A 19,748-nucleotide genomic window follows, 5' to 3' on the forward strand; every position below is an offset into this window, starting at 1 on the left:
CCTGCGGCGGCCTGCTTCGGTTGGGTGGGGGTGGGCGTTGTGCGCAGTTCCCCGCGCCCCTGGGTGCCTGCGGCGGCCCGTTTCGGCTTCGGTGGGGGCGGGTGTAGCGCGTGCGGGTGGTGTGTGGGTCGGGGCCGGGGTGGGGGGTGTCCGTCCTCGGTCCGGCGGTTGCTGTGTTTTGGGTGGTGCCGGGTATCGGACGCCGGCCGCTGCGGGCGGACACCCCCCACCCCGTCCCCTTGGCGCCGTACGCGGCGAACGGTCCGTCGTGGCGCGCGGTACGGCTACCGGTTCGCCGGGGCCGTGAGGTGGTGAACGGTCCGTTGCGGCGAGCGGTCCGTCGTGGTGGGCGGTGCGGCGAGCGGTCCGTCGTGGCGCAGGGGACTGCACCTCCCCAGGGGCGGCGCGGGGAACTGCGCGATCAGCCACAACGCGCCGGTAGCCGCCCAAGGACGGAAGCGGCACCCCCGTAGGCATCCGGCCCAAGCCCGGCGCAGCTGCCCGCGGGGAACTGCGCGATCAGCCCCCACCGGCCCCCATCGGCCCGCACCCGCCCGGCAACCCGACCCGGCACCCCCGTAGGCGCCCGGCCCAAGCACAGCGCAGCTGCCGCCCTCGCCCGACAATACGACCCGGCGCGTCCTGAGGCGGCACCCGGTGAAAAGGCGCAGCCGATGCCAGGAACCCGGTGACAATGAACCGGTGCGGTACAGAATCCTGGGCGTGACCGAGGCGGCGGACGATCACGGCACCGGCATACCCCTCGGCGGCCCGCGCGTGCGCACCCTGCTCGCCGCCCTCGCCCTCCGCCCCGGTCGTACCGCGAGCCCCGAGACCCTGATCGACGAGGTCTGGGGTCAGGAGCCGCCCCAGGACGCCCCGGGCGCCCTCCAGGCACTGGTCGGCCGGCTCCGCCGTACCGTCGGCAAGGACGCGATCGTCTCCGAACCCGGCGGGTACCGGCTGGCCGCCACCGAGGACGACGTGGACCTGTACGTCTTCGAGCGCCTCGTACGGCAGGGAACCGTCGCCCTGGCCCACAGGGACGCACGGACAGCCGCGCGGAACCTCACCGCGGCCCTCGCCCTGTGGCGCGGTGACGCCCTCGCCGACCTCCCCGACCGCACCGCCGCGACCCGCCCCGAGACACTGCGTCTGGAGGCCACCCGGGCCCGGATCGAAGCGGATCTGCTGCTCGGCCGTGCCCAGGACGTCGTACCCGAGCTGAAGGAGCTGACCGGCGCGCAGCCGTACGACGAGCCGCTGCATGTTCTGCTCATCCGCGCCCTGCGCGACACCGGCCGCGGCGCCGACGCCCTCGCCGCCTACGAGACCGCCCGCCGCGCTCTCGCCGACGGACTCGGCACCGACCCGGGCCCGGAGTTGCGAGACCTGCACGCCGAGCTGCTCACGGCCCCTCTCAGCCGCCCCCGTGCCGAACGCACCGGCAACATCCGTCCGCGCCTTACCTCTTTCGTGGGCCGGGAACCCGAACTCGACGCCATCCGTTCCGAATTGCACAGGGCCCGCCTGGTCACCCTCACCGGACCGGGCGGATCCGGAAAGACCCGCCTCGCCGAGGAAGCCGCCGCCGGGCTCCCGCATGCGTGGCTGGTCGAGCTCGCCCCGCTCGACCGGCCGGAGGCGGTGCCCGGCGCGGTGGTCAGTGCGCTCGGTCTGCGCGAGACCGTGCTCATGACCACCGAGCTGACGGCCCCGCAGGACGACCCGATCGCCCTGCTCGTCGAGTACTGCGCCCAGCGCAGCGAGCTCCTGATCCTTGACAACTGCGAACATGTCATCGAGGCGGCGGCCCGCCTCGCGGAGACCCTGCTCACCCGCTGCCCGGGGCTCACCGTCCTCGCCACCAGCCGGGAACCCCTGGGCGTGCCGGGCGAGTCGGTGCGCCCGGTCGAACCCCTCCTCCCCGACCAGGCCCACCGCCTGTTCGCCGAGCGCGCCGCCGCCGTCCGCCCCGACGCGGCCGCCGTGCTCGCCGACCAGGAGGCCGTCGCCGAGATCTGCCGGCGTCTCGACGGGCTGCCGCTCGCCATCGAACTGGCGGCGGCCCGCCTGCGCCTGCTCACCCCCCGTCAGATCGCCGACCGCCTCGACGACCGTTTCCGCCTGCTGACCTCCGGCAGCCGTACCGTCCTGCCCCGCCAGCAGACCCTGCGGGCCGTCGTCGACTGGTCCTGGGAGCTGCTCGACGAGCGGGAACGGACACTGCTGTGCGAGGCGTCCGTGTTCGCGGGCGGCTGGGACCTGGAAGCGGCGGAGGCCGTGTGCACCGGGCCGGCCGCGGAGCTTCTCGGCGCGCTCGTGGACAAGTCCCTGATCGTGGCCACCCCACACGAGCGGGACGGCTCCGACGGCATGCGCTACCGCCTGCTGGAGACCATCCACGAGTACGCAGTCGAGCGCGCCGCCGAGCGCCCCGAGCTGCGCGCCGCCGCCGAGCTCCGGCACCGCGCGTGGGTGCGCGCGCTCGTCGAGGAGGCCGAACCACAGCTGCGTTCGGCCGGACAGCTCCCGTGGATCTCCCGTCTGGAGACCGAGCTGGACAACATCCGCGCGGCCGTCGACCGCACGCTCACCGCGGGCGACGAGGCGCAGGCCGGTGCCCTGGTCCTCGCCATGGGCTGGTTCTGGTGGCTGCGCAACTACCGCCGCGAGGGAATGACCTGGGTGGACAGGGTCCTGCGCCTGGGGGTGGCCCTGGACAGGGCAGCCAAGATGGACACGCACCACCTGCGGTCCGATGGCGAAGCCGAGGACCCGATCGACGCCTATCTCACCGCCCCGCACACCGAGACGAACCACCCGGCGCACCGCCGACGCATGAACCTCCGGATGCTCCATCTCTTCCTCATGGCCGAGACAGAGCCCATGGACGGCGACCTGGACCCCCGCCAGCGCCGCTATGTGGAACTCGTCCGCAACCACTTCTCTCAGGGCGGCCCCGACTCCGCCCGCCTCCCCGGCATCGTCTGGCCCATGATCGGGCTCATGCTGAAGGACGCGGTGGACATCCGTCCCCTGATGGACACCGCCGTGGCCCACTGCCGAGCCCACGGGGACGACTGGGCCGTGGCCGTCACCCTGATGTTCCGCACCCACCTGGTGGTCGACTCCCCGGGCGGTCTGACCGGGGTGGACGACGACCTGGCGGAACTCCGCGTCATCGGCCGCCGCGTGGGCGACCGCTGGCTGCGCGCCCAGGTCAGCAGCGCGGCCGGCGAGGCCGCCATGGCCCGCGGCCGCCCGGCCGAGGCCAAGGAGGAGTACGAGGAGGCACTGCGCCTCGCCTACGAGGTGGGGGCGTACGCCGAGACGCCGTTCCTCATCGCCCGGCTCGCCGAGGTCGCGTACCGCACCGGCGACCGCTCCACCGCGCTGACCACTCTGGACGAGGCGAGCGCCGCGGGTGACCGGTACGGCGTCCCGGAGACCCGGGCGTTCGTCAGGCTGATGCGGGCCCACATCGCCCTGGAGGACAAGGACACCGCCCGTGCGCGCGAGTTGGTCGACGCGGTGCGCGAGCAGATCGGTCAGTCGCCCCCGCCTCCCCAGTTCACGGTGATGTTGAACTCGGTCGCCGCGATGGTGACGGCCGCCGAGTCGGGCCCGGAGCACGGACTGCCCCTGGTGGCGGACACCGTCCGCGAGGCGATCGAGAAGCGGTGTTCCGACACGGTCGTGGCGACGCTCCTGGACGGAGCGGCGGCCCTGCTCTGCGACCTCGGTGACCTCCCGCGCGCGGTCCGGCTGCTCGGCGCCGCGGAGCGCTGGCGCTGCGGCGACCCGCGTCCGCACCCCGAACGCGTGCAGGTGGAGCGAGCGGAGGCCACCGCCCGGACCGGCCTGGGCCCCGTGCGGTACGCGGCGGAACACGCCCGGGGCGCGGCCCTCATCCCGGACGAGGCCCTCGCCGAACTCGACGAGGCGGCGCGGGCGCGGCGCGTTACGAACACCTGAACTTCGCCTCCGCCCAGTCCGCGAGCATGAGGTCGTCGAAGGGGCTGTGCGGCTCGACCACCAGGCGTACGGTCCTGTGCCCGGCGAGGTTCACATGCACGGGCACGGCCCGGTCGCCGCCCTCGACCAGCCCGGACCTCCACAGCCGCATCCCGTCGGCGTAGACGGAGAAGTACACCTTGCCGAGGCCCAGCGTCATGTCGTCGACGCCGACCATCGCGTCGTAGGAGGAGCAGGTGCGGTTGAGGTCGATCGTGACGGAGGAGCGGCCGTGCACGGTCACGCCGTGGGCGTACTTCTGGTCGGCGACCGAGACGCCGTAGCGCTGCCACACCCAGCTGCTCTCGCCGATCCGCATCTCGGGCCCGCTGCCGTCGCCGGAGACGTCATAGGCCAGCTCGCTCCACTGGTAGACGGCCGGAGGGGGCGGCGGAGTCGGCCTAGGGGTGGGCCTCTGGGGCGGTGTCGGTTCCGGGGTGGGGGTCGGCGTGGGAGTGGGGGTGGGCTTCGGAGTCGGTGTGGGGGTGGGCCTCTGGGGCGGTGTCGGCTTCGGGGAGGGTGCGGCCGCGACGGGGATCACGGGAGGCATCGGCTCGGGTTTCTTCGGGGAAGGCGTGGGCGCGGGGTCGGCCGGCTCGACCACCGGCGCGGACGCGGGCGGCTTGGCGTCCTGCTTCCTGGCCGGACTGTCGTCGCCGATCAGCGCGAGCGCCACCGCGGCGGCGGCCACGGCGACCACACCGGCCGCGATACCGGCCTTCACCGGCGCTCCCAGCCCCTCCGAGGCCGCTGCGCCGCCGGCCCCCGCCCCGCCCGAGGAGCCCCCGCTCGCCGCGGCGGCCGCGCCCGCGGCACCGGCCGCTCCTGCCCCGGCGCCGCCCGCGACGAGCCCGATGACCTTGGCGTACCCGGCTGCGCCGAACCAGCCGATGACCGCGATCGGTACGACGGCCGGGATACCGCCGGCGACTTCCTTGATCTGGCCCGCGGCCAGCCGGCACTTGGCGCACTCCTCCAGGTGCTTGCGCAGGCCCCGTTCGGCACGGGTGCGCAGCCCGCCGCGGGCGTAGGCGCCCAGCCGGTCGGCGTAGCGGGCGCACTCCTCGTCGGCGGCGAGAGTGGCGCTGACGTGGGCCTGGAGGTACGCCTGCTTGAGGCCCTCGCGGGCGCGGCTGGCCAGCACACGCGTGCCGTTGGCGTCGAGTCCGAAGATGGTGGCGACCTCGCTCGGCGACTCGTCCTCGACCTCGGTGTGCCACAGGACGGCCTGCCAGCGCTCGGGCAGCGACCGGAAGGCCTGCATGGCCATGGACTGCTCGGCGACGTGCATCGCGCGCACGTCGGCGCCCAGGTCCAAGGTGTCGTCGTCGGAGGCGTCGGACGAACGGGTGGCCTGCGCGGCGAACACCGCGAAGTCGTCGACGAGCTGCTCCCGCTTCGCCGACTTCGTCCAGCCGGCGGCGACGCGGCGGATGCTGGTGAGCAGATAGGGGCGCACGGCGTGTTCGGGGCCGTGGCCGCCGCGCACGGCCTGCAGCATGCGGGCGAAGACCTCGGCGGTGAGGTCGTCCGCCGTGTGGCCGTCGCGGCAACAGGTGCGGGCGTAACGGCGCACCGCCCCCGCATGGCGCCGGTAGAGCTCTGCGTAGGCCGTGTCCTCGCCGGCGCGCATCCGATCGATCAGGTCGGCGTCGGACGTCGGCATCTCCCTGGGCGGCGGCAGGAGACCGCCGTCCTGTCGCCGGTCGCGCTGCGCCGGGACGCTGCCCTCGACGGGTTCGCCGGCCTGGGCCGGGATGCCGCCCTGCGGGATGCCGGCGCGACCGCCCTGGCCCGGCACCTGTGGGGTGCCCCCGGGTTCCCCGTCGCCCTCGCCAAGGGGTTCGTTCCGCCCGTCAACGCTCATCGCGGAATGCCCCCGCCGCCGGCCCAACCAGTCCCGAACACCGGGTCAGCGTGCCATATTGGCTTTTGGTCAGTGCCCTGCCGTACGGAGCGTCCACTCGTCCGTGGGGACTTCCCGCACGGCAGCACTGAGGATCACCCGTCCGGGGAAGACTCAACTGTCGCGGCTGGTGCAGGAGTTGGTTCGCCCATCCGGAAAGCGCCGGAATGTTCCGGGGTGCGGACGTCAGACGACCGCACCCCGCTGTCACCCTTTCGAGTCACGCCGGCCGGGACCGCAACCCCTCCAGCAGGATGTCCAGCAGTCGCGCCGAGGCGGCGGCCTGCTGCGCCGCGTCCGGCAGCGAGGGCGCCGCGGTCGCGATCACCAGCAGGACGTCCGACACCGACACGTCGGTCCGCAGCTCGCCGGCCGCACGCGCGCGGTCCACGAGCCGACCCACGACCTCCAGCAGCTCCGCCGCCCCGGCGTCGTCGTCGGCGGAGACCATCGGGGCCTCCTCCGGCACCAGCCGCAGCTCGCCGGAGCCCGGAGTCGTCCGCTGCTGCGGCACCCGCGCCCCGTCGTAGCCGTCGGTGTCCTCGTCGGCGACCCCGACCCGCAGCACCTGTGGCGGCAGCAGCCGCCCGGCACCGGACGCGACCGAGGTGCGCAGGAAACGCGACAGCGCCGACCACGGCTCGTCCTCCTGGCCGAGCGCCGCCCGCGCCTGGTCGGTCAGTCGGGAGGTCTCCTCCTCGGCTATCCGCCGGACCAGGACGTCCTTGCTCGGGAAGCGCCGGTACACCGTGCCGACACCGACCCGGGCGCGCCGCGCCACGTCCTCCATCGGCGCGCCGTAGCCCAGCTCGCCGAAGACCTCGCGCGCCGCGCGCAGTACGTGTTCCAGGTTGCGCTGTGCGTCCACGCGCAGGGGGGCCGAACGCGATCCGTCACGTCCGTTGCCCGCCGCGCTCATCGCCGAACCCATCGCGCCTCCCATCGCCCCGCCACCGGGTGCGATGGCCGACGCGGTAGACCAATGAGAGTCCTGAATGTGCATAAATGATCCCCCGGTAATGACGTCTCCCCCCGGAGACTCTCCCCGCCATCGAAAGCCGGAGCGTGCGGAACAAGCCCGTTTCGCGAGTCCGCCCGTCGCGGACCCGGAGCGCATCCCCCTACACCCCGTCGACACACGAACATAGTTGAGTGGGGGTCAATTCAGAAGGGGCAGGTTCCGCACGGAGCGCCCCCCGATCGGAGTACGGGTGGCAAACGCCCCGATTGCACCCCCTCCGCCCGCCCGGCGCAGCCCCATTGACCTGCGCACCTTCCGCGCACTCCGCAGATCCGGCCAACCCGGCGCGCCGATGAACTCCGGTCACACAATTTGTCGAGGCTGTGGACAAACTCAAGCGACGGGTGCGTCATGGGATGGTGAAGGAACGTGCGCGCATTCTGGTTGTCGGCGGCGGCTACGTCGGGATGTACACGGCTCTGCGTCTGCAGCGGAAGCTGAAACGGGAACTCGATCGGGGCGAGGTCGAGATCACGATCGTCACGCCCGACGCGTACATGACCTATCAGCCGTTCCTGCCCGAAGCGGCCGCCGGAAACATCTCCCCGCGCCATGTCGTCGTACCACTGCGCCGCGTCCTCGACCGCTGCCGGGTCGTCGTCGGCGAGGCCACCGCGATCGACCACGCCAAGCGCACGGCCTCCGTCACCACCCTCGCCACCGAGGAGGAGCGGACGGGCGGTGAGCAGCTGTCGTACGACGAACTCGTCCTCGCCCCCGGTTCGGTCGCGCGCACGCTCCCGATCCCCGGACTCGCCGACCACGGCATCGGGTTCAAGACGGTCGAGGAGGCCATCGGTCTGCGCAACCACGTCATCGAGCAGATGGACATCGCCTCCTCCACCCGCGACCCCGCGATCCGCGACGCGGCCCTCACCTTCGTGTTCGTCGGCGGCGGCTACGCGGGCGTGGAAGCGCTCGGCGAGCTGGAGGACATGGCCCGCTACACCGCGCGCTACTACCACAACGTCCTTCCCGAGGACATGAAGTGGATCCTCGTCGAGGCCTCCGACCGCATCCTTCCCGAGGTCGGCGAGGAGATGGGCCGCTACACGATCAGCCAACTGCGCCGTCGCAACATCGACGTACGCCTGAACACCCGCCTGGAGTCCTGCGTCGACCGCGTCGCCGTCCTCAGTGACGGCAACCGCTTTCCCACCCGTACGGTCGTGTGGACGGCCGGCGTCAAACCCAGCCCGCTCCTGGCCGCCACCGACCTCCCCCTGAATGAGCGCGGGCGGCTGAAATGCACTCCCCAGCTCACCGTCGACGGCACCACGCACGCGTGGGCGGCCGGAGACGCGGCAGCCGTCCCCGACGTCACCGCCGCGGAACCCGGCAAGGAGACGGCCCCCAACGCCCAGCACGCCGTCCGCCAGGCCAGGCTCCTCGGTGACAACATCGCGCACGCGCTGCGGGGCGAGCCCCTGGAGACGTACTCCCACAAGTACGTCGGCTCGGTGGCCTCGCTGGGCCTCCACAAAGGTGTCGCGTACGTCTACGGGCGCAAGCTGAAGGGCTACCCTGCCTGGTTCATGCACCGCGTCTACCACCTCAGCAGGGTCCCCACCTTCAACCGCAAGGCCCGCGTCCTGGCCGAATGGACCCTGTCGGGGCTCTTCAAGAGGGAGATCGTCTCCCTCGGTTCACTCGAACATCCCCGAGCGGAGTTCGAACTCGCGGCCGGTGGAAAGCATCCTCACGACCCGACGAACGACCCGAAGGGGTCGTCCTGACCGGACCGAGGAACTCCACGGACCGCCCCGGCGTCTGACGAATGTCGACCCGGTCGGTCACCCTGCCAGACTGGTGCCCGACTTCGGACGGGCAGCCGCCCGCCCCTCGAACCAAGAGGTTTCCCCGTGCTGCACCCCCGGGCTGCCGTCCCCAGCCCACCGGCCGGGCCCGGAGCCGGCCCGAAGACGCCGAAGACGACGACACGAGGCAAGGATTCGTGAACTTCACGCGCTGGAGCGCCCGCCTCCCCGGAACGCAGCGCCGCGCCGCAGCGCGGACCGACGATTTGGTCACCGAGGACCGCCTGAGCGAGGGCGCCGTCCCCGCGGCCCGCGCCGAACAACTGACGGCCCCGGTCCCCGCCGTCGACGAGCTCCCCGTACGCGAGGTCCTCGACCGTGTCCCCGCCCTCGTCGCCCTCGTCCACGGCCCCGACCACCGCCTCGCCTACGTCAACGACGCCTATGTGGTCGCCTTCGGCCTGCGCCCCACCGGCGAGCCGGCCCGCCGAGCCCTCCCGGAGCTCGACGAGATCGGCCTCCTCCCGCTTCTCGACCAGGTCCTGCGCAGCGGCAAGCCCCGCACCGTCAAGTCCCGCAAGGCCCCCGACGGCCGCTCCTACACCTTCACCTGCACCCCGGTGACGGAAGGACACGGTGGTGATGGCGGTGTCCTCGTCTTCGCGACCGACGTCACCGACCACGCCGAGGCCGCCGAGCGCCTCCGGGCCAGCGAACGCCGCCAGCGCGAGACCGCCGTGACTCTCCAGCGCAGCCTGCTCCCCCAGGAACTCGAGGAACCGGACGACCTGCGCATCGCCGCCACCTACCTGCCCGGCGGCACGGAGGCCGCGGTCGGCGGCGACTGGTACGACGTCATCACCCTCGGCGGCGGCCGCACGGCCCTGGTCATCGGCGACGTCATGGGCCGAGGGGTCCGCGCGGCGGCGGTCATGGGCCAGCTCCGCACCGCCGTCAGGGCGTACGCCCGCCTTGACCTGCCCCCGCACGAGATCCTCCAGCTCCTGGACGGCCTCGCCATGGAGATCGACGCCAACCAGATCGCCACGTGCGCGTACGCCATCCACGACCCGAACGAGGGCAAGCTGGTCTACGCCTCGGCCGGTCATCTGCCCATCCTGGTCCGCGACGAGAGCGGCGTCGTCCTGCGCGCCGACGAACCCACCGGCCCGCCGCTGGGCACCGGCGGCTGGATGCACGCCTCGGGCTCCATCCCGCTCGGCCCCGGTTCCACCGCGGTGCTCTACACGGACGGCCTGGTCGAACGCCGTGACGAGGACCTGGACGAGGGCATCGCCGCGTTGGAGCGCGCCCTGGCCGGCGCGACCGGCACCCCCCAGGTGATCTGCGACCGCCTGGTCCGCTCGGCCGGCGTCACCGCGGAACACGACGACGACGTGGCCGTCATGGTCCTTCAGCACCCGGCCCACACGGGCCCCGACGGCGATCTCTTCCGCAACGCCGCGTTGGAACTGCTGGGCGGAGTCGAGGCGGCTCCACGCGCGCGTGCGTTCGCCTCCGGCGTGCTGACGAGCTGGCGGTTCCCGGTGGAGCTGCATGATCTGGGCGTGCTGGCGGTGAGCGAGCTGGTCGCCAACTCCCTGCAGCACGGGATCCCGCCCATGCGGTTGCGGCTCCGCCGTACCGACCGGCGACTGATCGTCGAGGTGACGGACGGGGACGACCATCTGCCCCGGCGTCGGCGGGCGGAACCCGGTGACGAGTCCGGCCGGGGGATCGCCATCGTGGCGACCATCGCGTCGAACTGGGGGTCTCGGAGGACGCCGGGGGGCGGGAAGGCGGTCTGGTGCGAGTTTGTGTTGCCGAAGGGGTAGCGCCCTCAGGCGGTGACGGATTCCGGCTGCTTTCCGCCCTGGGCCACCACACGGCTCCTGCTCAGTGACGGCTGGTTCTGTGCCGGGGTCAGCTGCCTGCCCAGTCGGACGGCCAGGTAGGTGATCCCCAGCGAGAACAGCAGGAACGTCACGATGTACGGCGCATGCAGGGACGCACCCATCGGGCCGCCGACCGCCGGGCCCACCGCCAGGGCGAGCTGCTTCACCAGGGCGAAGGCGGAGTTGTACTGGCCCGCCATTCCCTCCGGCGCCAGATCGGCGACCAGGGGGGCCACCGTCGGCGACAGCATCGCCTCACCCAGTCCGAACAAGGCGTACGTCGAGACGAAGGCGGCCGTGGCCATCTCCCGGCTGCCGTGCCCGAGGCCCGCATAGCCGGCCACGATCCACGCCACGGACCAGATGATCCCGACAGCGGCGATCACCCGTGACCGCCTCCGCCGCTCCACGAACTTCAGCACGGCGAACTGCGCCACCACGATCATCGCGGTGTTGGCGGCCAGAGCCGTCCCCAGCGCGGAGGTGGAGATGCCGGCGGCCTCGACGCCGTAGGCGCTCAGTCCTGACTCGAACTGTCCGTAGCAGGCGAAGAACAACACGAATCCCAGCACGCACAGCTGCACCATGGCGCGGTTGCCGAGCAGCTGCTTCCAGCCGCCCTTGGCGGACTGGGTCGGCGCGCCCTCGACGCGGGGCGCGTGCGGCAGCCGCAGCGTCGCCATCACGAGCACCAGCAGCAGGAACACCGCCGCCTCGATCGAGAACAGCACGGTGAAGGACGTGGCGCTCGAGGCGTCGACGAGATGCCCGCCGATGAGACCGCCGACGCCGAGTCCGAGGTTCTGCAGGAAGAACTGCGTCGCGAAGGCCCGGGACCGCGTCTCCGAGGTGGAGCAGTCCACGATCATCGTCGCCAGCGCGGGCTGCATGACGGCCTGACCGGCCCCCAGTGCGGCCGCCGACAGCAGGACGGTCGTCGCCTGGCCCGCGAGTCCGAGACTCAGCGCGCCGAGCGCGGCCGTGATCAGGGCGACGAGCAGCACCGGCAGCGGGCCCCGCCGGACGATGGCCCGCCCGGCGAACGGCAGCACGATCAGTGCCGCCACGGCGAAGACGGTGAGGACCAGCCCTGCCGTCATGGCCCCCAGCCCACGCACCTGCGCCACATAGACGTACAGGTAGGGGACGGTGAAACCGAGCCCGAACGCGCTGAGTGCGTTGCCCACGTGGATCCGGCGCATCGCTGCGCCCATCGCCCTGGTCACGTTCACCTCTCTCACTAGTTAGGAGTGAAGACTTCAAAGCTAAAGTTCGAAGCTAAAGAGTACATAGTGAAGGACTTCAAGGCAAAGGAGGTGCGTGCCATACTGCGGCCATGGCCGAGACCCCTGGCGTCCCCGAGCCGACGCTCGAAGAGCAGATCGCCGCCTACCAGCGCGAGTTCCAGGACCTCGACCCCCAGGTCGAGCAGATCGTCTCGGCGCTCTCCCGCCTGAACCGCCGTATGAACGTCGCTTACGGCCGTCAGACCGCGGATCTCGGCATCAGCAACGCGGAGTGGGAGGTCCTCAAGGCCCTCGTGCTCTCCGGTGCCCCCTATCGGATGGGTCCCAGCGATCTCGCCAAGCGCCTCGGCCTCACGCCGGCCGCGATGACGCACCGCATCGACCGCATGCTTGCCGAGGGGCTGGTGACCCGGGAGCGGGACGAGACCAACCGCGTCCGCGTGATCGTGGAGCTGACCGCCGAAGGCCGTGAGAAGTGGCTGGAGGCGATGCGACGCGCCACGGTCTTCGAGGAGGACCTGCTCCAGGACCTGTCCGCCGAGGAGCGCAACACCCTCGGGGACGTCCTCACCCGGCTTCTGCGTAGGGTGGAGCACGCACAGCCGGACGCCGGTGGGCGGCTCAGCGACCTCGACTAAAAGATCTTGACAGAGGGTGCTTGACAGCCACTTGCCGGATCCGTAAAGTTCTTCGGGTTGCCACGGAGCCGTAACAGTTCTGTGGTGGCGCCTCCGCCGCGTAAGCGGCCACTCAAACCATCAGAACGATCTCCCAGCCGGGATGAATTCGGTGTGCCCGAATTCAATTCGATTGGGGTGCGGTCCTCGATTTGGGACCGCAGCGAGAGTCCGCTAAGGTTTGAGACGTCGGAACGGCCCAAGGGCCGGGAAGGCAAGCCCCGCTGACTGGGAATCAGGCCCGAAAGGATCTGATAGAGTCGGAACCGCCGGAAAGGGAAACGCGAGAGCGGGAACCTGGAAAGCACCGAGGAAATCGGAACCGGAAACGGTCTGATAGAGTCGGAAACGCAAGACCGAAGGGAAAAAGCCCGGAGGAAAGCCCGAGAGGGTGAGTACAAAGGAAGCGTCCGTTCCTTGAGAACTCAACAGCGTGCCAAAAATCAACGCCAGATATGTTGATACCCCGTCTCCAGCATCTGCTGGGGCGAGGTTCCTTTGAAGAAAACACAGCGAGGACGCTGTGAGCGACCGCCTTATTCCGGTGGTCGCTCCGCTCTCGTGATGTGTGCACCCGATTACGGGTAAACATTCACGGAGAGTTTGATCCTGGCTCAGGACGAACGCTGGCGGCGTGCTTAACACATGCAAGTCGAACGATGAACCACTTCGGTGGGGATTAGTGGCGAACGGGTGAGTAACACGTGGGCAATCTGCCCTTCACTCTGGGACAAGCCCTGGAAACGGGGTCTAATACCGGATACCACTACCGCAGGCATCTGTGGTGGTTGAAAGCTCCGGCGGTGAAGGATGAGCCCGCGGCCTATCAGCTTGTTGGTGAGGTAATGGCTCACCAAGGCGACGACGGGTAGCCGGCCTGAGAGGGCGACCGGCCACACTGGGACTGAGACACGGCCCAGACTCCTACGGGAGGCAGCAGTGGGGAATATTGCACAATGGGCGAAAGCCTGATGCAGCGACGCCGCGTGAGGGATGACGGCCTTCGGGTTGTAAACCTCTTTCAGCAGGGAAGAAGCGAAAGTGACGGTACCTGCAGAAGAAGCGCCGGCTAACTACGTGCCAGCAGCCGCGGTAATACGTAGGGCGCAAGCGTTGTCCGGAATTATTGGGCGTAAAGAGCTCGTAGGCGGCTTGTCACGTCGGGTGTGAAAGCCCGGGGCTTAACCCCGGGTCTGCATTCGATACGGGCTAGCTAGAGTGTGGTAGGGGAGATCGGAATTCCTGGTGTAGCGGTGAAATGCGCAGATATCAGGAGGAACACCGGTGGCGAAGGCGGATCTCTGGGCCATTACTGACGCTGAGGAGCGAAAGCGTGGGGAGCGAACAGGATTAGATACCCTGGTAGTCCACGCCGTAAACGGTGGGAACTAGGTGTTGGCGACATTCCACGTCGTCGGTGCCGCAGCTAACGCATTAAGTTCCCCGCCTGGGGAGTACGGCCGCAAGGCTAAAACTCAAAGGAATTGACGGGGGCCCGCACAAGCAGCGGAGCATGTGGCTTAATTCGACGCAACGCGAAGAACCTTACCAAGGCTTGACATACGCCGGAAAGCATCAGAGATGGTGCCCCCCTTGTGGTCGGTGTACAGGTGGTGCATGGCTGTCGTCAGCTCGTGTCGTGAGATGTTGGGTTAAGTCCCGCAACGAGCGCAACCCTTGTTCTGTGTTGCCAGCATGCCCTTCGGGGTGATGGGGACTCACAGGAGACCGCCGGGGTCAACTCGGAGGAAGGTGGGGACGACGTCAAGTCATCATGCCCCTTATGTCTTGGGCTGCACACGTGCTACAATGGCAGGTACAATGAGCTGCGATACCGTGAGGTGGAGCGAATCTCAAAAAGCCTGTCTCAGTTCGGATTGGGGTCTGCAACTCGACCCCATGAAGTCGGAGTTGCTAGTAATCGCAGATCAGCATTGCTGCGGTGAATACGTTCCCGGGCCTTGTACACACCGCCCGTCACGTCACGAAAGTCGGTAACACCCGAAGCCGGTGGCCCAACCCCTTGTGGGAGGGAGCTGTCGAAGGTGGGACTGGCGATTGGGACGAAGTCGTAACAAGGTAGCCGTACCGGAAGGTGCGGCTGGATCACCTCCTTTCTAAGGAGCATCTAGGCTGCCGGGCTTGCCCGGTGGTCCAGGGCCATTACGTCGGCACACGTTCGACGGTGGTTGCTCATGGGTGGAACGTTGATTATTCGGCACTTTCAGTCATCTCGGGCTGCCAGTACTGCTCTTCGGAGCGTGGAAAGCTGATCATGAGTGGCGAGGGTGTCGGGCACGCTGTTGGGTGTCTGAGGGAATGAACCCCCTCGATGCCGGCCCCAGTGAACTCGGAGTGAAGCTCCGGGGTGATGGGTGGCTGGTCGTTGTTTGAGAACTGCACAGTGGACGCGAGCATCTGTGGCCAAGTTTTTAAGGGCGCACGGTGGATGCCTTGGCACCAGGAACCGATGAAGGACGTGGGAGGCCACGATAGTCCCCGGGGAGTCGTCAACCAGGCTTTGATCCGGGGGTTTCCGAATGGGGAAACCCGGCAGTCGTCATGGGCTGTCACCCATACCTGAACACATAGGGTATGTGGAGGGAACGCGGGGAAGTGAAACATCTCAGTACCCGCAGGAAGAGAAAACAACCGTGATTCCGGGAGTAGTGGCGAGCGAAACCGGATGAGGCCAAACCGTATGCGTGTGAGACCCGGCAGGGGTTGCGCATTCGGGGTTGTGGGATCTCTCTTCTGTCGTCTGCCGGCGACAGGACGAGTCAGAAACCGTTGATGTAGGCGAAGGACATGCGAAAGGTCCGGCGTAGAGGGTAAGACCCCCGTAGTCGAAACATCAGCGGCTCGTTTGAGAGACACCCAAGTAGCACGGGGCCCGAGAAATCCCGTGTGAATCTGGCGGGACCACCCGCTAAGCCTAAATATTCCCTGGTGACCGATAGCGGATAGTACCGTGAGGGAATGGTGAAAAGTACCGCGGGAGCGGAGTGAAATAGTACCTGAAACCGTGTGCCTACAAGCCGTGGGAGCGTCGGACATCAAGCTTGCTTGGTGTCTCGTGACTGCGTGCCTTTTGAAGAATGAGCCTGCGAGTTTGCGGTGTGTTGCGAGGTTAACCCGGGTGGGGTAGCCGTAGCGAAAGCGAGTCCTAATAGGGCGTTTGAGTAGCACGCTCAAGACCCGAAGCGGAGTGATCTAGCCATGGGCAGGTTGAAGCGGAGGTAAGACTTCGTGGAGGACCGAACCCACCAGGGTTGAAAACCTGGGGGATGACCTGTGGTTAGGGGTGAAAGGCCAATCAAACTCCGTGATAGCTGGTTCTCCCCGAAATGCATTTAGGTGCAGCGTCGTGTGTTTCTTGCCGGAGGTAGAGCACTGGATAGGCGATGGGCCCTACCGGGTTACTGACCTTAGCCAAACTCCGAATGCCGGTAAGTGAGAGCACGGCAGTGAGACTGTGGGGGATAAGCTCCATGGTCGAGAGGGAAACAGCCCAGAGCATCGACTAAGGCCCCTAAGCGTACGCTAAGTGGGAAAGGATGTGGAGTCGCAGAGACAACCAGGAGGTTGGCTTAGAAGCAGCCACCCTTGAAAGAGTGCGTAATAGCTCACTGGTCTAGTGATTCCGCGCCGACAATGTAGCGGGGCTCAAGCGTACCGCCGAAGTCGTGTCATTCATACAATAGGGCCAACGCCTGTATGGATGGGTAGGGGAGCGTCGTGTGCCGGGTGAAGCCGCGCCGGAAGGCAGTGGTGGACGGTTCACGAGTGAGAATGCAGGCATGAGTAGCGATACACACGTGGGAAACGTGTGCGCCGATTGACTAAGGGTTCCTGGGTCAAGCTGATCTGCCCAGGGTAAGTCGGGACCTAAGGCGAGGCCGACAGGCGTAGTCGATGGATAACCGGTTGATATTCCGGTACCCGCTGTGAAGCGTCAAACACCGAACCTATTGATGCTAAGGCCGTGAAGCCGTTCCGGACCCTTCGGGGAATGGAAAGTGGTGGAGCCGCCGAACCAAGGTGGTAGTAGGTGAGTGATGGGGTGACGCAGGAAGGTAGTCCAGCCCGGGCGGTGGTTGTCCCGGGGTAAGGGTGTAGGACGTCAGGTAGGTAAATCCGCCTGGCAATAGTCTGAGACCTGATGCCGAGCCGATTGTGGTGAAGTGGATGATCCTATGCTGTCGAGAAAAGCCTCTAGCGAGTTTCATGGCGGCCCGTACCCTAAACCGACTCAGGTGGTCAGGTAGAGAATACCGAGGCGTTCGGGTGAACTATGGTTAAGGAACTCGGCAAAATGCCCCCGTAACTTCGGGAGAAGGGGGCCATCACTGGTGAGAGGACTTGCTCCTCGAGCTGGGGGTGGCCGCAGAGACCAGCGAGAAGCGACTGTTTACTAAAAACACAGGTCCGTGCGAAGCCGTAAGGCGATGTATACGGACTGACGCCTGCCCGGTGCTGGAACGTTAAGGGGACCGGTTAGTCACATTTCGGTGTGGCGAAGCTGAGAACTTAAGCGCCAGTAAACGGCGGTGGTAACTATAACCATCCTAAGGTAGCGAAATTCCTTGTCGGGTAAGTTCCGACCTGCACGAATGGCGTAACGACTTCTCGACTGTCTCAACCATAGGCCCGGTGAAATTGCACTACGAGTAAAGATGCTCGTTTCGCGCAGCAGGACGGAAAGACCCCGGGACCTTTACTACAGTTTGATATTGGTGTTCGGTTCGGCTTGTGTAGGATAGCTGGGAGACTGTGAAGCTTGGACGCCAGTTCAGGTGGAGTCGTCGTTGAAATACCAGTCTGGTCGTGCTGGATGTCTAACCTGGGTCCGTGATCCGGATCAGGGACAGTGTCTGATGGGTAGTTTAACTGGGGCGGTTGCCTCCTAAAGAGTAACGGAGGCGCCCAAAGGTTCCCTCAGCCTGGTTGGCAATCAGGTGTTGAGTGTAAGTGCACAAGGGAGCTTGACTGTGAGACCGACGGGTCGAGCAGGGACGAAAGTCGGGACTAGTGATCCGGCGGTGGCTTGTGGAAGCGCCGTCGCTCAACGGATAAAAGGTACCCCGGGGATAACAGGCTGATCTTCCCCAAGAGTCCATATCGACGGGATGGTTTGGCACCTCGATGTCGGCTCGTCGCATCCTGGGGCTGGAGTCGGTCCCAAGGGTTGGGCTGTTCGCCCATTAAAGCGGTACGCGAGCTGGGTTTAGAACGTCGTGAGACAGTTCGGTCCCTATCCGCTGCGCGCGCAGGAATATTGAGAAGGGCTGTCCCTAGTACGAGAGGACCGGGACGGACGAACCTCTGGTGTGCCAGTTGTTCTGCCAAGGGCATGGCTGGTTGGCTACGTTCGGGAGGGATAACCGCTGAAAGCATCTAAGCGGGAAGCCTGCTTCGAGATGAGTATTCCCACCCCCTTGAGGGGTTAAGGCTCCCAGTAGACGACTGGGTTGATAGGCCGGATCTGGAAGCCCAGTAATGGGTGGAGGTGACCGGTACTAATAGGCCGAGGGCTTGTCCATATTTGCTCGCGTCCACTGTGTTAGTTCTGAGGCAACGACCGTGTCGTTTTTCCGGTCTAACTTCATAGTGTTTCGGTGGTCATAGCGTGAGGGAAACGCCCGGTTACATTCCGAACCCGGAAGCTAAGCCTTACAGCGCCGATGGTACTGCAGGGGGGACCCTGTGGGAGAGTAGGACACCGCCGAACTCCTTTTAGATAGAAAGGCCCACACCTTATGGTGTGGGCCTTTCTGCATTTCTGGCACTACTCTGGCCGGCATGAGTTATGCGATCCGGCCCATACGCGCCGATGAGTGGCCCGCGGTGAAGGAGCTCAGACTCGACTCGCTGCGGGATCCGGTGGCGCACCTGGCCTTTCTGGAGACATACGAAGAGGCCGTCGCCCTGCCCGACGCCTTCTGGGAGGACAGGGCGGCCGGCGCCGCCGAAGGGGAGACCGGAGCGCAGCACTTCGTCGCCGAGGGGTCGGACGGGCGGTGGCTCGGCCAGTTGGTCGTACTGCTGGAGGAGGCAGGGACCACGGACTGGGCCGGGTTCCCGGTCGAACGGCGGCAGGGGCACATCGTCGGGGTGTACGTACGGCCCGAGGAGCGTGGCGGCGAGCTGACCAAGGCGCTCTTCGCGGCCGGCCTCGAGTGGGCTTGGGGGGCCGGGGCCGAGCGGGTGCGGCTCATCGTGCACGAGGACAACGGGCGGGCGCAGGGCTTCTACCGCAAGGTGGGGTTCGTGCCGAGCGGGGTGCGGGTCCCGTTGCCGCAGGCTCAGGGGGAGTCCGAGCTGGAGTTGGTGCTGGAGCGCGACTGAGTCCATCAGGGATCATGAAGCATGCGCCCGGACGACTGGCACCTCACCGAAGACATCGACGACTTTCTCGCTCACGCCGGGGGGTTTCTGCGCTCACGTCCTGTCCCGCACATCATGCCGCTCACGTGGATCGGGAGACTGCGTGCGCGCGGGGCGGCCGCGTACGGTGCCGAAGCCGCCGTCTTCGGTTTCCTGGAGCGGGAGGGTGAGGTGCGCGGCGCCTTCTACCGCCTGTCGCCCAGTCGTGGTCTGAGCCTCACTCCTCTCACCGCGGAGCAGGCCGACGTCCTTGCCGCCCGTCTGGTCGCCCTCGGGCACTGCGTTCCGTCCGTCAGCGCCGACGACGCCACCGCCACCGCTTTCGCCGAGGCCTGGCAGCGGCACACCGGGGCGACGCCGCGCGTGCGCGTCCGGCTCTGTCTGCATCGCCTTGACAGGCTCGTCCCGCCGGAGCCCTTCCCGGCGGGTCGGGGCCGGACCGCGGGAGAGCGGGACCTTGAGCAACTCATGGGCCTGTGCCGTGAGTTCGCCGAGGAGGTGGGGGAAGCCGTCACCATCGGCGCCGACTCCTGGGCCGACACCCGTTTCGCGGACAAGCAGTACACGTTGTGGGAGGCCCCGGACGGTACGCCCGTCTCGATGGCGGGCGCGAACCCCATGGTCGCCGGGGTGGTCCAGGTGGACCCGGTCTACACCCCGGCCGCTCTGCGCGGTCGGGGATACGCGGGTGCGGTGACGGCGGAGGTGAGCCGGGCCGCGCTGGCCGCGTGCGCCGAGGATGTCGTGCTGTTCACGGACGCGGCCAACCCCACCAGCAACGCCCTCTATCGGCGCCTCGGGTATGTTCCGGTCGTCGACTGGGCTGCGTACGACTTCTGAG

The 19,748-nt window shown here is 67.7% G+C and carries 9 protein-coding genes and 3 rRNA genes; 9 read left to right on the forward strand and 3 right to left on the reverse strand.

Annotated elements, in window-relative coordinates:
• Window positions 1-702: 702 nt before the first annotated feature.
• Entirely contained in the window at window positions 703-3,978 is a 3,276-nt protein-coding gene (locus OG841_RS24780) for a BTAD domain-containing putative transcriptional regulator (protein ID WP_328639479.1), read from the forward strand.
• On the opposite strand, the gene OG841_RS24785 is transcribed toward OG841_RS24780, so the two are convergent.
• Both OG841_RS24785 and OG841_RS24790 read right to left on the reverse strand, forming a co-directional pair.
• The gene (locus OG841_RS24785) at window positions 3,965-5,884 is read right to left on the reverse strand and encodes a sigma-70 family RNA polymerase sigma factor (protein ID WP_328639478.1); all 1,920 of its coding nucleotides are present in this window, start codon (window positions 5,882-5,884) and stop codon (window positions 3,965-3,967) included. The two genes, OG841_RS24780 and OG841_RS24785, sit on opposite strands and share 14 nt — an antisense overlap.
• Before the next feature lie 259 nt (window positions 5,885-6,143).
• Window positions 6,144-6,926 carry a TetR/AcrR family transcriptional regulator gene (locus OG841_RS24790; RefSeq protein ID WP_328639477.1) on the reverse strand — a complete coding sequence of 261 codons (783 nt, stop codon included), beginning with the start codon at window positions 6,924-6,926 and terminating at the stop codon, window positions 6,144-6,146.
• A 374-nt stretch (window positions 6,927-7,300) separates the two neighbouring features.
• Here OG841_RS24790 and OG841_RS24795 point away from each other — a divergent pair, with 374 nt between their 5' ends.
• Together OG841_RS24795 and OG841_RS24800 are read left to right on the forward strand one after the other, a co-directional pair.
• On the forward strand, window positions 7,301-8,680 hold the full coding sequence (locus OG841_RS24795; RefSeq protein WP_328639476.1) for an NAD(P)/FAD-dependent oxidoreductase: 1,380 nt from the start codon (window positions 7,301-7,303) through the stop codon (window positions 8,678-8,680).
• A 218-nt stretch (window positions 8,681-8,898) separates the two neighbouring features.
• Window positions 8,899-10,536, forward strand: coding sequence for an ATP-binding SpoIIE family protein phosphatase (locus OG841_RS24800; RefSeq protein WP_328639475.1), 1,638 nt, complete (start codon window positions 8,899-8,901; stop codon window positions 10,534-10,536).
• A 5-nt stretch (window positions 10,537-10,541) separates the two neighbouring features.
• Here OG841_RS24800 and OG841_RS24805 read toward each other — a convergent pair whose 3' ends face one another.
• On the reverse strand, window positions 10,542-11,810 hold the full coding sequence (locus OG841_RS24805; RefSeq protein WP_328643580.1) for an MDR family MFS transporter: 1,269 nt from the start codon (window positions 11,808-11,810) through the stop codon (window positions 10,542-10,544).
• Window positions 11,811-11,932: 122 nt separating this feature from the next.
• Between OG841_RS24805 and OG841_RS24810 the strand changes: the two genes are divergently transcribed.
• The 6 genes from OG841_RS24810 to OG841_RS24835 all read left to right on the forward strand — a co-directional run bounded on the left by OG841_RS24810 (window position 11,933) and on the right by OG841_RS24835 (window position 19,747).
• Window positions 11,933-12,481, forward strand: a complete 549-nt coding sequence (locus tag OG841_RS24810; RefSeq protein WP_328639474.1) for a MarR family winged helix-turn-helix transcriptional regulator — start codon at window positions 11,933-11,935, stop codon at window positions 12,479-12,481.
• 630 nt (window positions 12,482-13,111) lie between these two features.
• Window positions 13,112-14,637, forward strand: a 16S ribosomal RNA gene (locus tag OG841_RS24815).
• A gap of 305 nt (window positions 14,638-14,942) precedes the next feature.
• A 23S ribosomal RNA gene (locus tag OG841_RS24820) occupies window positions 14,943-18,063 on the forward strand.
• A 71-nt stretch (window positions 18,064-18,134) separates the two neighbouring features.
• Window positions 18,135-18,251: ribosomal RNA gene (gene rrf / locus OG841_RS24825) — 5S ribosomal RNA — on the forward strand.
• The 16S, 23S and 5S rRNA genes sit together here, the layout of an rRNA operon.
• 71 nt (window positions 18,252-18,322) lie before the next feature.
• Window positions 18,323-18,868, forward strand: a complete 546-nt coding sequence (locus tag OG841_RS24830) for a GNAT family N-acetyltransferase (protein ID WP_328639473.1) — start codon at window positions 18,323-18,325, stop codon at window positions 18,866-18,868.
• A 21-nt stretch (window positions 18,869-18,889) separates the two neighbouring features.
• On the forward strand, window positions 18,890-19,747 hold the full coding sequence (locus OG841_RS24835; RefSeq protein WP_328639472.1) for a GNAT family N-acetyltransferase: 858 nt from the start codon (window positions 18,890-18,892) through the stop codon (window positions 19,745-19,747).
• Window position 19,748: the final 1 nt, after the last annotated feature.

Source organism: Streptomyces canus, from assembly GCF_041435015.1.
Taxonomy (GTDB): Bacteria; Actinomycetota; Actinomycetes; order Streptomycetales; family Streptomycetaceae; genus Streptomyces; species Streptomyces canus_G.

What these genes read in the sequence shown, in the direction of transcription:
- OG841_RS24835 (WP_328639472.1), top strand. Translation starts at nt 18,890, where the DNA reads ATGCGCCCGGACGACTGGCACCTCACCGAAGACATCGACGACTTTCTC.
- OG841_RS24805 (WP_328643580.1), bottom strand. Translation starts at nt 11,810, where the DNA reads ATGGGCGCAGCGATGCGCCGGATCCACGTGGGCAACGCACTCAGCGCG.
- OG841_RS24790 (WP_328639477.1), bottom strand. Translation starts at nt 6,926, where the DNA reads ATGCACATTCAGGACTCTCATTGGTCTACCGCGTCGGCCATCGCACCC.
- OG841_RS24795 (WP_328639476.1), top strand. Translation starts at nt 7,301, where the DNA reads ATGGTGAAGGAACGTGCGCGCATTCTGGTTGTCGGCGGCGGCTACGTC.
- OG841_RS24830 (WP_328639473.1), top strand. Translation starts at nt 18,323, where the DNA reads ATGAGTTATGCGATCCGGCCCATACGCGCCGATGAGTGGCCCGCGGTG.
- OG841_RS24810 (WP_328639474.1), top strand. Translation starts at nt 11,933, where the DNA reads ATGGCCGAGACCCCTGGCGTCCCCGAGCCGACGCTCGAAGAGCAGATC.
- OG841_RS24785 (WP_328639478.1), bottom strand. Translation starts at nt 5,884, where the DNA reads ATGAGCGTTGACGGGCGGAACGAACCCCTTGGCGAGGGCGACGGGGAA.